Origin of the sequence: Pseudoalteromonas sp. SG45-1, from assembly GCF_014164135.1 — a bacterium.
Classification (GTDB): Bacteria; Pseudomonadota; Gammaproteobacteria; order Enterobacterales; family Alteromonadaceae; genus Pseudoalteromonas; species Pseudoalteromonas distincta.
This window is the reverse complement of record NZ_JACJEP010000007.1, coordinates 51,547-65,223: the sequence shown is the minus strand read 5'-3', so window position 1 is coordinate 65,223 and position 13,677 is coordinate 51,547. Positions and strand designations below refer to the sequence as shown.

The 13,677-nt window shown below is 39.0% G+C and carries 11 protein-coding genes; 7 read left to right on the top strand and 4 right to left on the bottom strand.

Annotated features, from left to right (window positions below; all coding sequences use genetic code 11):
- Positions 1 to 1,053: an efflux RND transporter periplasmic adaptor subunit gene (locus tag H5117_RS08490; protein WP_002958748.1), complete on the bottom strand. Its 1,053-nt coding sequence runs from the start codon at positions 1,051 to 1,053 to the stop codon at positions 1 to 3.
- Between the two features lie 246 nt (positions 1,054 to 1,299).
- Between H5117_RS08490 and H5117_RS08485 the strand changes: the two genes are divergently transcribed.
- From H5117_RS08485 to H5117_RS08460, 6 genes are all read left to right on the top strand, one after another.
- Positions 1,300 to 2,004, top strand: coding sequence for a DUF2982 domain-containing protein (locus H5117_RS08485; protein WP_024596874.1), 705 nt, complete (start codon positions 1,300 to 1,302; stop codon positions 2,002 to 2,004).
- A gap of 22 nt (positions 2,005 to 2,026) precedes the next feature.
- Positions 2,027 to 2,359, top strand: coding sequence for a hypothetical protein (locus H5117_RS08480; protein WP_182196456.1), 333 nt, complete (start codon positions 2,027 to 2,029; stop codon positions 2,357 to 2,359).
- Between the two features lie 69 nt (positions 2,360 to 2,428).
- The gene (locus H5117_RS08475) at positions 2,429 to 4,078 is read left to right on the top strand and encodes a DUF1566 domain-containing protein (RefSeq protein WP_182737229.1); all 1,650 of its coding nucleotides are present in this window, start codon (positions 2,429 to 2,431) and stop codon (positions 4,076 to 4,078) included.
- A gap of 9 nt (positions 4,079 to 4,087) precedes the next feature.
- Complete coding sequence (locus H5117_RS08470; protein ID WP_024604441.1) at positions 4,088 to 4,606, top strand: DUF1566 domain-containing protein; 519 nt, start codon at positions 4,088 to 4,090, stop codon at positions 4,604 to 4,606.
- Between the two features lie 165 nt (positions 4,607 to 4,771).
- The gene (locus H5117_RS08465) at positions 4,772 to 5,689 is read left to right on the top strand and encodes an ExeA family protein (protein WP_024596878.1); all 918 of its coding nucleotides are present in this window, start codon (positions 4,772 to 4,774) and stop codon (positions 5,687 to 5,689) included.
- An 11-nt stretch (positions 5,690 to 5,700) separates the two neighbouring features.
- Positions 5,701 to 6,744 (top strand): general secretion pathway protein GspB, encoded by a 1,044-nt coding sequence (locus H5117_RS08460; RefSeq protein WP_182737227.1) that lies wholly within the window; start codon positions 5,701 to 5,703, stop codon positions 6,742 to 6,744.
- Between the two features lie 53 nt (positions 6,745 to 6,797).
- Here H5117_RS08460 and H5117_RS08455 read toward each other — a convergent pair whose 3' ends face one another.
- A complete protein-coding gene (locus H5117_RS08455; RefSeq protein WP_165723571.1) occupies positions 6,798 to 7,991 on the bottom strand; it encodes an HD-GYP domain-containing protein in 1,194 nt (397 codons plus the stop codon).
- A gap of 118 nt (positions 7,992 to 8,109) precedes the next feature.
- Positions 8,110 to 11,913 carry a bifunctional proline dehydrogenase/L-glutamate gamma-semialdehyde dehydrogenase PutA gene (gene putA, locus H5117_RS08450; protein ID WP_024596881.1) on the bottom strand — a complete coding sequence of 1,268 codons (3,804 nt, stop codon included), beginning with the start codon at positions 11,911 to 11,913 and terminating at the stop codon, positions 8,110 to 8,112.
- A gap of 168 nt (positions 11,914 to 12,081) precedes the next feature.
- Between putA and H5117_RS08445 the strand changes: the two genes are divergently transcribed.
- On the top strand, positions 12,082 to 12,564 hold the full coding sequence (locus tag H5117_RS08445; RefSeq protein WP_024596882.1) for a winged helix-turn-helix transcriptional regulator: 483 nt from the start codon (positions 12,082 to 12,084) through the stop codon (positions 12,562 to 12,564).
- 80 nt (positions 12,565 to 12,644) lie between these two features.
- On the opposite strand, the gene H5117_RS08440 is transcribed toward H5117_RS08445, so the two are convergent.
- On the bottom strand, positions 12,645 to 13,634 hold the full coding sequence (locus H5117_RS08440) for a sensor domain-containing diguanylate cyclase (RefSeq protein ID WP_182696568.1): 990 nt from the start codon (positions 13,632 to 13,634) through the stop codon (positions 12,645 to 12,647).
- Positions 13,635 to 13,677 lie beyond the last annotated feature (43 nt).

The following is a 13,677-nucleotide window of genomic DNA, read 5'->3' as shown; positions in this document are numbered from 1 at the left end:
TTACCCCTTTACGCTTACTTTACTACCAGAGCGAATTTTTATTAGCCCTTCAGTAACAATTTGCTCGCCATCATTTAAACCTTCATCGATAGCAACCCAGCCATTATTTCTGCCAGCAACATGCACTTCAACCTTATTGGCTACTCCGTCTTGAATTTGAAAAACAAAGTGTTTGTCTTGTAAAGGGATAACCGCTTTTTCTGGCACCATTAAAGCTTGGTTACTGCTTAGCTCAAGTGCTGTATTTAGTAACATACCAGGGCGAAGTAATCCTGATTTATTAGCAAAACTTGCAGTTACTTCAACACTGCGTGTTACCGAATCAATACGCGAGCTAATATGCGTTACCTTGCCGTTAAATGTCTGCCCTGGGTAGGCATCGTTTTGGGTAAGTACTTTCATACCTATGTTTAATTGTGCTAAATATTTTTCAGGTACTTTGAAGTCAACTTTAATAATACTAATATCATCAAGTGTGGTGATTATTGTTGTGTTGCTTACGTAGGCGCCAACTGATATTTCACGCTTACCTAACAGGCCTGAAAATGGCGCGGTAATAGTCATTTCATTTAACTTTGTTTTAGCGCTTTCTAGTTGAGCTTCAGTGGCATCAACACGAGATAATTGTTCTTCAAGTAATGACTTTGCCGTTGATTGCGAGCGTGAAAGTTCGGTAAGGCGATCTAACTGGCGTTTTTCCTCACGTAAGTTAATACCGAGTTCTTTAACTGCAAGTTGCTCTTGTTGGCTTTGTAACTGTACTAATTTTTGTCCTTTACTGACTAAGTCGCCATCTTTAAAATATATATCTGTGACATAATCGTTTTGCGCACTTTTTATATAAATAGCTTGGTTTGCACGTGCACTACCGATGGCCTCTATCATCACTGCGTTTTCCTCAGAAGTAACAGTATGAGCCGTTACTTGGGTAGACATTTGTGATGAATCGGCTTGTTCGCCGTGGCTAGCGGGTAAATATAAATAAACGCTAAATATTAGAAGTAACGTAATAATAAATGGAAAAAGTGCTTTACCTGATTGTCTTGAGTACATTGATTTCATACCTGAAAATGAATTGTAAGTATTGTACGAAATAAGACCGTGAAAAGACGGTTATGTATCTCATAAATTTGTGCGTTAAGCGTAAAAGTAAATAAGATTTATTCATTGTTCCTATTTTGTTGAGGAAAAAGCGGTAATGTATGAAATTTAAAACTAGCTGTAACTTATGTATAACAACAAGAAAGGTCATAATTTGGGGCATTATTATGTTTGTTTTTTATATGGTGTTTTACCGATATGGATAAATCTGACAATGTCATTAAGTTTCGGGCACAGGGCGCGCGAAACGCAATTGAGGCGATTGTTGTAGGTGCTATAGGCTTAGTCTTTATTATGTTATTTAATTTACTGAGGCCGGGTGAGATTAGCATACTTGAAATATTTTTAGTGAGCTTGTGCCTTGTGGCTATTTTTATTGGATTTTTAAAATCTCAAGAACCATACCATAGCCTTATATTAAGCGAATCTGAGCTCGTTTATTGCCACAAGTACGGAGCTTGGTGTATGCCTCATAGTAACTTTCATCACAGTGGAATACCCAAAGTAGAAGATGGCTTTGACTATTTAGAATTAAATGCGGTTGGCGTTAAGGTAAATGATATAGACGACTTTTTATCAAGCATAGCGCCTAGAATTGCAGGGAAATTATTAATAGAGCAGCGTAATTTATTTATGCAAGTTGTTCAAAAACATTGCAAAAATGGCAATTGCCCATCAGAATGGTTAATAGAAGATACACATTACACATCCCATAAAGGGATAAGCTATACTGGGCTTATAGCCATGTTTGCTAATAGAACTAAGCACCTTCAGCAGCTAACAGGTTACGATTTATTATTGCCTGCCAGCGTGTTAGATAGAGATATTTGGGCATTTAGTGCTAACTTAAATAAGTGGAAGCGCGAGCCTAGTCAGTTTATAGCGTCGCAGCTTAGTAATTAAGCTACGACTGTAGGAAAGAAAAATGAGTCAAGAGAGAGCCTTTTTAAAAAGTGGTCGAAACACCATAATACATAAAGATAAAAAGCATGATTTAGTGATTGTAAACTCTGAAATTCATCCTCGAATTAAAGTAACGCAACATGGTCTGGAGCCATTTAAAGAAGAATTACCTAAAAACCGCCGTGATGCAAAAGAGCGTTATTTAGAAATGGTTTATGTAAGTAGCGCTGATATATTTGGCGAAGAAAAGCAGTTGCTGTTTATCCAAGCTCTAGACGGGCGTGAATACAAAATAGATTACAGTAAAATCGGTACGAAGTTGTTTGTACGTATTCATCAAGACACATATATGTAGTACTTTAATGGCATCTTTATTGCTAGTGATTACACTATAGTAATTATTTGACATAATAAGGTGCTGCGTATGAAAGCGTTTGCTTTAATCCCCCTCATTTCGTGTGGTTTACTGAGTGCGTGTGGAGGCGGTGGCGGTGATATCGATAATACAGTTGTTGAAACGTCTGTTAATGCTGGAGCCGATTTACAAATTATCGAAAAATCTGAATTTACCATCACAGCACAAGGTTCCCCCGCTGATGGTACTTTTTCATGGCAACAAGTTAGTGGTCCAAGCATAGAAGGTTTCCCCCTTGAAGGCGCTGAGCAAACACTTACTGCACCTGACGTAAAAACTGATAGTGAAATAATATTAAGAGTGAGCTATCAAAGTACAGGTAGTAGCGCTGTTAGTGACGACATTTCTATTTCAGTGAGCTCTAATAACCAACTACCTCTTGCTGTTGTTACACAAACATCTCCTGAAACACTTCCCTCTGTATACAAAGATACAGTGACTTTGAGTGCCCTAGAGTCGAGCGATCCTGATGATAATGGTCAAATTGATAGTTATTTGTGGCAATTGCTATCGGGTCCTGATTTAGATATTGAGAGTTTTAATGAATCAACTCTTAGCTTTTCTCATCCATTACTTGAAAGCAACGTGAATTTATCTTGGCAGCTAACTGTCACTGATGATGAGGGTGGCGAGGCGAGTACTCAATATTCAATGACACTCAACAAAACAAATGAGTTAGTAGATGCAAATGCAGGCGCAGATCAAAATGTTGAAGAGTTTGAACAAGTAACGCTTGATGCTACAAATAGCGAAACAGTTACCGATACCTATAAGTGTAAATGGCAACAACTTACCGGTAATAGCGAAACATTAAGCAATAGCGACCAATGTACAACGACATTTTTTGCCTCAGATGTTGATACTGAGTCTACATTGAGCTTTGAAGTCACGGTAACCGACTCAAAAGGACGCACCGATACAGACTCTTTATTTGTTGATGTATCACCCAAAGCACTTGGACTCATCAACGATAGTGGTGTTGGTGAGTGTTATAACAATACTCAACGTATTAATTGTGAGAGTGATGACTTTCCAGCGCAAGATGCAGAGCTTGGACGCGATAGCTATGCAAACCGCTTAGATAAAGTTGGCAAAGGTAATTTAGCGTTTGATTACACTAAACTTAATGAGTTTGCTGATGAAGTTGGTGATGATAGTAGTGACTTTACCTGTATACGCGATAATGTTACTGGGCTTGTATGGGAGGTGAAAAGTGTGGCATCTGGCACGGTACCAAATACTTCGTTACGTGATGGTCAAAATCATTACTTTTGGGATGTAGGGAATACGACTTTTACCGATACCAGTACAGCCAATTCAACGTGTCCGGACAATACAAGTTGTGGAGTACAAAGTTATATAAACGAAGTTAATGATTTAGATTTTTGTGGTGGTACAAACTGGCGATTACCTACTTATACAGAGCTTTTGAGCTTAATTGATTACGGTAAACAAGGGCAAAGTATATTAATTGATGAGGCATTTTTTCCTAATATGCCAAGTGAAAGTGCATTAAGCCATTTACGTTACTGGACCTCACAGACAGCAGCTGATGGTACCAGTTTATCTCAAGCGTATATCATTGATATGAGTGATGGTAACGACCTTGCTTATCCAAAAGAAAATACTGCTTATGTACGTTTAGTTAGAAGTCGTTAGGAGAAAATAATGAAATTAAAATTACTCTATGCACTAGCAACTATAAGCTTGAGCTTTAATATTGCAGCGGCGCAAACGTGCTACGACGGTGCAGATACCACAACACCGACAGATAGATTTACTATAAATACAGATGGCACAGTGTCTGATAGCGAAACAGGCCTTATGTGGCAACGCTGTAGTTATGGGCAAACTTACAATACAGAGACACAACTTTGTGAGGGCTCAACACCTTCTCTTACTTGGCAAGAAGCACTTCGTGGTGCTAAAAATGATACAACCGCAGATTACGATGATTGGCAAATGCCTAACATTAAAGAATTGGCGAGTATTTTAGAGCACAGTTGCACAGAGCCGAGTATTAATGAAGACGTATTTTTGGGCACTAAGCTTCAAAACTATTGGTCAAATACATCGGGTGTAAGCACAATGAGCTCAGCGTGGGTTTATCAATTTGATAGCGGGTTGAATAGCTTACATGCTAAAACCAGTAATGTGTATTTACGATTAGTGCGCTACGAAGAGTAAAATGCATACTAAGATTAGACAGACAAAAGTGCAGCCTTAAAACAGCTGCACTTTTTTGTTTTACATAAATTTACGTTATTTCAATAATAAAGCGCTTACAACGTTGTCACTCAGCGCATTTTTTTGCCATTATAGGCCGTGATTTAATTACGAAGGAACATCACGGTGTATTTAAGCTATTTTGGCCTGAACGAAAAACCTTTTTCGATCTCGCCCAACCCTCATTACTTATTTTTAAGTGAACGACATAAAGAAGCCTTAGCACACCTTACCTATGGATTAGGTGAAGACGGTGGTTTTGTATTATTAACAGGTGAAGTAGGTACAGGTAAAACTACAATTACCCGCAGTATGTTAGAGCAGCTTCCTGAAAACACTCAAGTAGCGATGATCCATAATCCAGCGCTTTCAGAGCTGGAGTTATTAGCCAGTATTTGTGATGAGCTCAACATTAGTTACGATGTTCATAATGCGACGCTTAAAAGTCTTACCGATATTATAAAAAAGCATTTAGAGACTAATAATAAATCGGGCGGGCACACTATACTTATTATTGACGAAGCACAATTACTTGCTCCTAACGTGCTTGAGCAATTACGTTTGCTGACAAATATAGAAACCGATCATAAAAAATTATTACAAATAGTATTGGTTGGTCAACCAGAGCTGCAAGAACTTTTGAAGCGCAACGAATTAAGGCAACTTGCCCAGAGGATAACGGCTCGTTACCATTTATTACCACTTACGCAAGGCCAAACAGTCGCTTACATAAAGCATCGGTTACATATTGCAGGGTGTGATAAAGGAATCTTTTCGATGGATGCCATGCAAGCTGTTCATCAATTAACTGGCGGTGTGCCACGATTAATGAACTTGGTATGTGAGCGTGCTTTAGTTGGGACTTTTGCAAAGCAGCAGTTGATAGTTGATAGCGATATAATAAAAAAATCAGCCCATGAGTCATTACCCATGGATTTTGTCGCACCGGTTAACGAAGCTAACAAAGCAACGTCATTTGTACCCTATAGCCTTGCATTCGCTGCTTTATTTGCCGTAGGCATTGGGCTTTCATTTATTTTATAGTTAGGTAAGTTATGTCTTATTTATTAGATGCGCTAAAGCAGTCGCAGCAATCAGATATGAGTGCTGAACAGTACGACTTACAATCTGAGCAGTTAAAGCAACAGCAAGCACTTAAGCGTTATAGACGATTAGCATTAGTATTTGGTACAAGCTTAGCTGCTTTTATTGCGGTAGCGGGTGGCTTTACCGCCGGAAAGTGGTTTAAAAGTACGACTTTATTAAACGCAGCGGAACCCGCTGTAATTAAGGTGGTGGAAAGCGAAAAATCATCGCCTAACAAAGACGTTAAAGAGGAAGATGCTGAAGCTGAAGCTGAAAAACAGCAAGTAGCTAAGTTGGAGCCTGCTAAAGTAGCTCCAACAAATACTGCAACGATTGAAGGGCAACTTGTGCATGTGCAAACCCCCAATGGTGTACAGCAAATGTTATTAACCCCAAATGGTCAGTATATTCCTATGCCGTCGAGCCAGGTCACGAGCGCAGCAGGTTATAATCAGCAAAACATGCAACAAGTAATGCCTGTTCAAAATTATAATCAGCCAGCGTTTAACCCACAAAGTAATTACAATCCAAATAATGCACAAAACACTGCGGTATTTGGGCTAAATCAAAATACCGCATCGGCTCAACTTGATATGAGTAAATATAAAGTATTGGGTAAGCCAATTAATGGCAGCACCCAATCTCAACAGACGAGTGACCCTGAGCTTGATGCTGTGCCTACAACTCTTAAAAATGCATTTGCGCAAGCTATACAAGATGTCGAAAAAAACCAAGATTATGAAGTTACTCAAGCGTCAAAAACGTCATCACGTGTTGAGCCTGTTGAGTTATTACCTGATGGTTTGCAATCAATGTTACCTAGTATTAAATATCAAGCGCATATATATTCATCGAGTGCTGATAAACGTTGGATCAAGCTGAATGGCCGAGAATTACACGAAGGAGAAAGCATAGGAGCTCTAACAGTCACAGAAATTACACCTGAGCAAAGTGTGCTAGATTTTGATGGTTATGAGTTTAGCTTAAAAGCTTTGCAAGACTGGCCGCAGTAAGCGCTTAGTTATCATGTTGAGAGCTCGGTAGAATATTGAGCTCTCAATAGTGCTTAGGATAATATTGAATTTTTATAAAAGCGTTCTAAATCAATGTTATATTCTTTAGGTTTAATCGCTGACTCAAGAGTGTCTACAGTTTTTTTATTAGATAAATCAATATCTTTTACTTCGGTGTAGCGGCTATGCTTAGCGCTGTAAAATGTTTTAACGACAGGTTTTAGTGGTGCCCCCGGATTACTCTCGGTGACCAAACCCACTCTTTGACTCGATAACCTTACAAGCGTTCCTACCGGATGGATGCCAATACATTGAATAAATTTATTAAGCAGCACAGGATCAAAGCTATCAGGGCACCCGTCTTTTAATATTTTAAACGCCTTTATTGGCTCCATGCCTGCTTTATAAACACGTTCTGCGGTAAGTGCATCATAAACATCTACAATTGACGCCATACGCACATACTGACTTATCTCGTCACCTTTTTTACCAAACGGGTAGCCTTTACCATCGAGTCTTTCGTGGTGCATACCTGCAATATCTACCGCGATTCCTGTTAACCCAGAGTCTTCTAATATCTCTTTACTGAAAAGCGAATGCATTTTCATTATTTTAAATTCGTCGTCTGTAAAGCGCCCAGGTTTGTTTAGCACTTCATCAGGGATTTTTATTTTACCAATGTCGTGTAATAGTGCGCCGGTTGTCAGCTCAACAATAGTATCTTTCTCTATATTTAAGTGTTTTGCAAAAATACCCATTAATATTGATACATTAATTGAGTGCTCAAGTAGGTAGGCATCTTTTTGGCGCATTTGGGTAAGGCAGGCTAGGGCATCTTGATTTCTAAAAACAGAATCCATAAAGCCACTTGCCAGTTCTCTAAACGGCCCTATATCTATATCACGGCCAGCTTTTATATCTTTAAATGCTTTTATTTGCAGTGTTTTTGCTTCGTCATAAAGCTTTTTTGCTTTTCCCATTTCTTGCTCAGCGCTGTTTATTTTTTGCCAAGGATCACGCTTTATTTTTGTTGTAGGTGTAGCGATAGGATCTTTTTCAGGGACTGAATCAATGAGGGTTTTATCTGGGTCGATTTCTACTTCTAAAATACCTGCTTTTATCAGGTTATTAATACCAGCTTGAGTTTTAACCCAGCCTTGGTTTTTAATTTTAATGCTGCCAGTTTGTTTGGTAACGCTTTGCACAAACATACCTGGGACTAACTTAGTAATAGGAATGGTTTTCAATTTCACGGCTTCAGTTGTTAATCTACTTTTAAACTAACAAACTTATACGTAACGACCAAATAAAAAAGGCACTTTACAGTGCCTTTTTTTATTTTTTAGTGAAAAACTATTAGCTTAATTATTCATCATCTTCAACAAGCGTCATTAGTGATGTGTTACCACCTGATGCTGTTGTATCAATACTGATTGTTTTTTCAGTAATAAGACGTTTGATTAATGTATCGTAATACTCAGAGCTAATTACCGGTAAAATTGCGCCTTTACGCTGTGCAAGCTGTTGGCTGAAGTAGCCTAAACGAGACGAGCGAGCGGCAACTACCGCACCAGCTAAATGAGGGTGAGCTAAGATAGCTTGTAACTGATTAGGTTTAGCTACTTGGAAAACACCTTCAGCAACACCTGTAGAGATAAATTTATCTTTAAAGGCAACAGCTTCATCGTAAAACAGCTCAGACGCTACAGTAATTACCGTATTACCTGCGGCAATAGCGGTAATGATAGACAATGCCCAGAAGTTAAATGATGTGCTCTTATCTGCATAACACACTACACAACCACGCGCTTCTAGATGAAGTGTATTAGACTCACCCGTTGGCCCTGGCAGGGTAGTAAATTTACGCATGTGCTTTTCAAGGCGGTTAAGCTGTGCACGAGCTTCTGATAATGTTAATGCTAAATCGTCTGCTAAATCGTCGATAATTTCTACCGTCGCGATTTTAGCAAGCAACTGACGTACAGCCGAAACTCGGTCGTTTAGTGGTGTTGCACGCCAGATTTTTTCATCGCGCATTGAGTTAGCCATTAGCTTTTTAACTTGCTCATTTGCACCGCTGTAGTGGTGTAAATCAAGCTCATCTGGCGTCAGGTTTGTCATTTGCACGTTATCTGGTGATGCTTTTTCTTTTACTAAACGTTGAAGGTAGTTAGGGCCACCGGCTTTAGGGCCAGTACCTGATAAACCACGGCCACCAAATGGTTGCACACCAACAATAGCACCAATCATGTTTCGGTTAATGTAAACATTACCCGCACGTGACATTTTAGCAAGGTACTCACAGCGCTCTTCAATACGTGAATGTACACCCATTGTTAAGCCATAACCTGTGTTGTTAATTTGATCCATCACATCATCAAGTTCGCTCGATTTAAAGCGAACAATATGAACACATGGGCCAAATACTTCACGCTTAAGTACTGATAAGTCTTTGATTTCGTATAAACGAGGAGCAAAAAAGTATGCGCCATTTTGCGTGTTATCCGGAATTTTACACTCGTAATGAAGTATAGAATTACCTTTTAAGTACTCAACGTGCTCATTTAAGTTTTTAAGTGCTTTTTCATCAATTACAGGACCAACATCAGTTGATAGTAACGATGGATCGCCAATGTGTAACTCAGCTAGCGCACCTTTAAGCATTTCGATAATGCCATCTGCTACGTCATCTTGAATGAATAAAACACGAAGAGCAGAACAACGTTGCCCAGCACTTTGAAAACCAGAACTGATCACATCGTCAACTACTTGCTCAGGAAGCGCCGTTGAGTCAACAATCATACAGTTTTGGCCACCTGTTTCTGCAATTAACGGTACTTGAATATCGTTACGTGCAGCAAGTGTTTGAGAAATTAATGTGCCTGTTTCAGTAGAGCCTGTAAACATAACCGCTTGAATGCGCTCATCAGGAACAATTGTTTTGCCTACTTCTGAACCACGAGCAATAACCGGTTGAACAACATGCTCAGGTAAACCAACAGACAACATTAGTTCAATAGCACGAAGGGCGATTAAACTTGTTTGCTCAGCAGGCTTTGCAATTACAGTGTTACCTGTAACAATCGCAGCGGCAACTTGGCCTAAGAATATTGCAAGCGGGAAGTTCCACGGGCTAATACATAAAATAACGCCACGGGCTTCAAAACGCTCATCTTGCGATAGCTCCTCAGCGCGCGCCGCGTAGTAACGGCAAAAATCAACCGCTTCACGTACTTCATCAATACCATCTTGCGCTACTTTACCTGCTTCTTTAATACAGATAGCAACAAGTTCGTCGTGATGACGCTCTAAGATATCAGCAACTCGACGCAGTAAGTTAGCTCGCTCTCTTACTGGTGTTTGTGACCATGACTCAAGTGCAGCTTCAGCGTTAGCCAGTAATACTTTCATCTCTTCGCCAGTTTGCAATTTAACGTGGCCAATGATTTCTTTGTGATTTGCTGGGTTTTTAACAGCTAATGAGCCTTCAGGTACTTGGCTTTGCTCAATTAAGTGCTCGTTAAACCATGTTTCAAGATTCTCTTTAAAAGGGGTAATAACGTTAATGTCGGTTAAATCCATGCCTTTAGAGTTAGCACGTTCTTCACCGTATAAATCAATTGGCATTTTGATTTGCGTATTGTACTTGTTACGCAAGCCTTGCAATGTTTCTACAGGGTCTGGTAGTAGTGATTCAACAGGTTTTGTTGTATCTACAATGGCGTTTACAAATGATGAGTTAGCACCATTTTCTAACAAACGACGAACGAGGTACGCAAGGAGGTCTTCGTGTTGACCAACTGGGGCATACACGCGGCATTGAATTTTTTCTTCGTTAACGATTTGGTCGAATAATGACTCACCCATACCGTGCAAACGTTGAAATTCGAAACCTGTGTTGTCGCCTTTGGCTACTTCTAAAATAGTTGCGGCAGTGTAAGCGTTATGTGTAGCAAATTGCGGATAAAGCACATCGCGCGCTTCAAGCATTTTAATAGCACACGCTTTGTAAGAAACGTCTGTTGTTGCTTTACGGGTAAATACTGGGTAGTGATCTAAACCATCTTGCTGTGTGGTTTTGATTTCAGTATCCCAGTATGCGCCTTTAACTAGACGTACCATCATCTTGCGACCAACGCGGGTTGCAAGGTCAGTTAGCCATTCAATTACAAAAATAGCGCGTTTTTGATACGCTTGAACCGCTAAGCCAAATCCTTGCCAATCACCAAGATCTTCATCACTGAATACCGCTTCAATTACATCTAATGAAATATCTAAACGGTCTGCTTCTTCTGCATCAACGGTAAAGCCGATATCGTATTTTTTAGCGGCAAGAGCAAGTTCTTTTAACTTAGGGACTATTTCTTCCATCACACGGTCTTTATGAGTGAACTCATAGCGCGGATGAATAGCAGAAAGCTTAACTGAAATGCCAGGGCTCTTAATTGGACCACGACCATTAGCCGCTTTACCAATTGAGTGTATAGCATTCATGTAGCTGTCAAAGTAACGCTTCGCATCTTTCATTGTGCGCGCGCCTTCGCCTAGCATATCGTAAGAATACACATAACCTTTTTGCTCTGTTTCGGCTGCACGTTCAATTGCTTCGTCAATGGTACGACCCATTACGAATTGCTTGCCCATAATTTTCATAGCAAAGTTTACAGACTTACGAATAACTGGCTCACCTAAACGACCAATGGTCTTTTTAAGCATGCCGAACTGTTGTTCTTTAGTTTTGTCTGTGTAGTTAACCATTTTACCGGTAACTAATAATCCCCAAGAAGATGCGTTTACAAATAAAGAATCGCTGCTTCCTAAATGAGAGCTCCAATCACCTTTGGCTAATTTGTCACGAATAAGTACATCTTGAGTTGCTTTATCTGGTACGCGAAGCAGTGCTTCGGCCAAACACATTAATACAACGCCTTCTTCACTAGAGAGTGAAAATTCATTTAAAAGCGCATCAACACCGCCTTGCCCATCTTGCTCTTTACGAATGTTCAAAACAATCTGGCGGGCTCTTTCCCAGGCACGACTTCGTGCTTTTACGCCTACTTCTGCAAGCGGTAAAATATGATCAATAACTGCATTTTCATCTATGCGGTAAAAGTCACGGATTCTTTGTCTGATAGGACAAGTAGTAGTTAAATCGCCGTTGAATAACATAAGCAACCCTCAGGATGTTAAGAATTAAAGTAAAATTAATTACCAATAAATTACCAGTGATATTGTGAGTGCATTCTAATTAAAATTCAGCAGAATATGCTGGTTAAATTTCGCGATTTACGATAATTTACAGGGTATTAATTTAACTTATCCGCATAAAATTCTGTTATGACAATTCCAAATAGATTACGCATGCTAGATCGCATTGATTTAGCCATACTAGACGTTCTTCAAAAGAACGGCAGAATTTCTAATGTTAACCTCGCAAAACAGGTTAATTTGAGTGCCAGCCCGTGCCTAGATCGGGTTAAACGATTAGAGCAAGAAGGGTATATTGAAGGCTATTATGCCAAGCTTAGCGAAGCTAAACTTAATCAGAGCTTAGTAGCGCATGTTCAAGTATCGCTTGTTGCTTCAAATACAGCTGTATTTAAAGTATTTAGAGAGCACATATTAAGGATAGAACAAGTAGTCGAATGTGACATGGTTGCTGGTGGTTATGATTACTTATTAAAAATTCGCGTTTCTAATATGGAAGAATATAGACAAGTTCTTGGCGACTTAGTAGATATTCCCGGCGTGGGTACTCATCATACTTATATGGTGATCGAAAAGATTAAAAAGGATGAAGGATTGTTAATCGATATTTAAGCTTTTCTCAAGTCATAAAAAAACCGCAATTGCGGTTTTTTTATTTTAGTAGATAAATGCTATACCAAATAGTTAGTACATCACCTTATACATAATTTATTACGACCTTCCGACTTCGCTCTGTATAAGGCAGTATCCGCCGCGCATATTAATGCCTCAGATGTTCTGTATTGATTATTGTATTCACACGCTAAACCCTGACTTACACTTATTTTTACATTCGCTGGTAAACCGAGATCTCTAAAATTAATGTTGAGTATTTTTTCTTGAATACGCTTAGCAATCATTTGTGCATTTGAAATGTGCGAACGAGGCAGCACAACAGCAAACTCCTCACCACCATAGCGTGCTACTAAACTGTCTTTAGATGGTAAGCACTCTTCAATTGTACGAGCGACTTTTTGAAGGCACTTATCACCTTTTACATGGCCAAAGTTATCGTTAAATAATTTAAAGTAATCAATATCAATAAGTATAAAGCTAAGAGGCTGCTTGTTAACTATGCACTCTTGCCAATTTTTAATGATGGTTTTTTCTAAAGTACAGCGATTAGCAATACCAGTGAGATGATCAAGTCTGGCTACGTTTTCCAGTACTTTGTATTTTTTAACGTGCTTTGAAATATCATGCATTATACAAATAAAAAGTGGGGTACTTGCGACTACCGATTCGGGTAAACATGATATAGATAACTCAACATCTAAACAGTTACCATTGTTTTTTCTTATTTTAACTTCTTTCGGACCATGATTGAGTGGTGTTTGATAGTTGTTTTTCCAACTTTCAAACATGTATTTATAGTCATCGCGATACTGTTCTTGTAAACAATCTTGCCATTTTTTACCTATTAATGAATCAGACGTTACATTGAAAAAACGTGCTGCTACGGGATTTACTGATTCAAACACCCCATCTGCATTAACAATAAAAATAGCATCGGCCATGACATTAGTGACATTAATAATTGCGCTTATTTTTTCATTGTTAACGGTATTAGAAATGCTGCTGATTAATGCAGATACAGCGCTGTCGGTGTTGTTTGCTTTGCTATTTTCATTATTGTTAGACATGGTGTTGCTCATTTTTATTGTTAATGAAACTTTATGTCTAGCA

Coding starts and splice junctions, on each gene's coding strand:
- H5117_RS08490 (WP_002958748.1), bottom strand. CDS start 1,053: ATGTACTCAAGACAATCAGGTAAAGCACTTTTTCCATTTATTATTACG.
- H5117_RS08485 (WP_024596874.1), top strand. CDS start 1,300: ATGGATAAATCTGACAATGTCATTAAGTTTCGGGCACAGGGCGCGCGA.
- H5117_RS08480 (WP_182196456.1), top strand. CDS start 2,027: ATGAGTCAAGAGAGAGCCTTTTTAAAAAGTGGTCGAAACACCATAATA.
- H5117_RS08475 (WP_182737229.1), top strand. CDS start 2,429: ATGAAAGCGTTTGCTTTAATCCCCCTCATTTCGTGTGGTTTACTGAGT.
- H5117_RS08470 (WP_024604441.1), top strand. CDS start 4,088: ATGAAATTAAAATTACTCTATGCACTAGCAACTATAAGCTTGAGCTTT.
- H5117_RS08460 (WP_182737227.1), top strand. CDS start 5,701: ATGTCTTATTTATTAGATGCGCTAAAGCAGTCGCAGCAATCAGATATG.
- putA (WP_024596881.1), bottom strand. CDS start 11,913: ATGTTATTCAACGGCGATTTAACTACTACTTGTCCTATCAGACAAAGA.
- H5117_RS08445 (WP_024596882.1), top strand. CDS start 12,082: ATGACAATTCCAAATAGATTACGCATGCTAGATCGCATTGATTTAGCC.
- H5117_RS08440 (WP_182696568.1), bottom strand. CDS start 13,634: ATGTCTAACAATAATGAAAATAGCAAAGCAAACAACACCGACAGCGCT.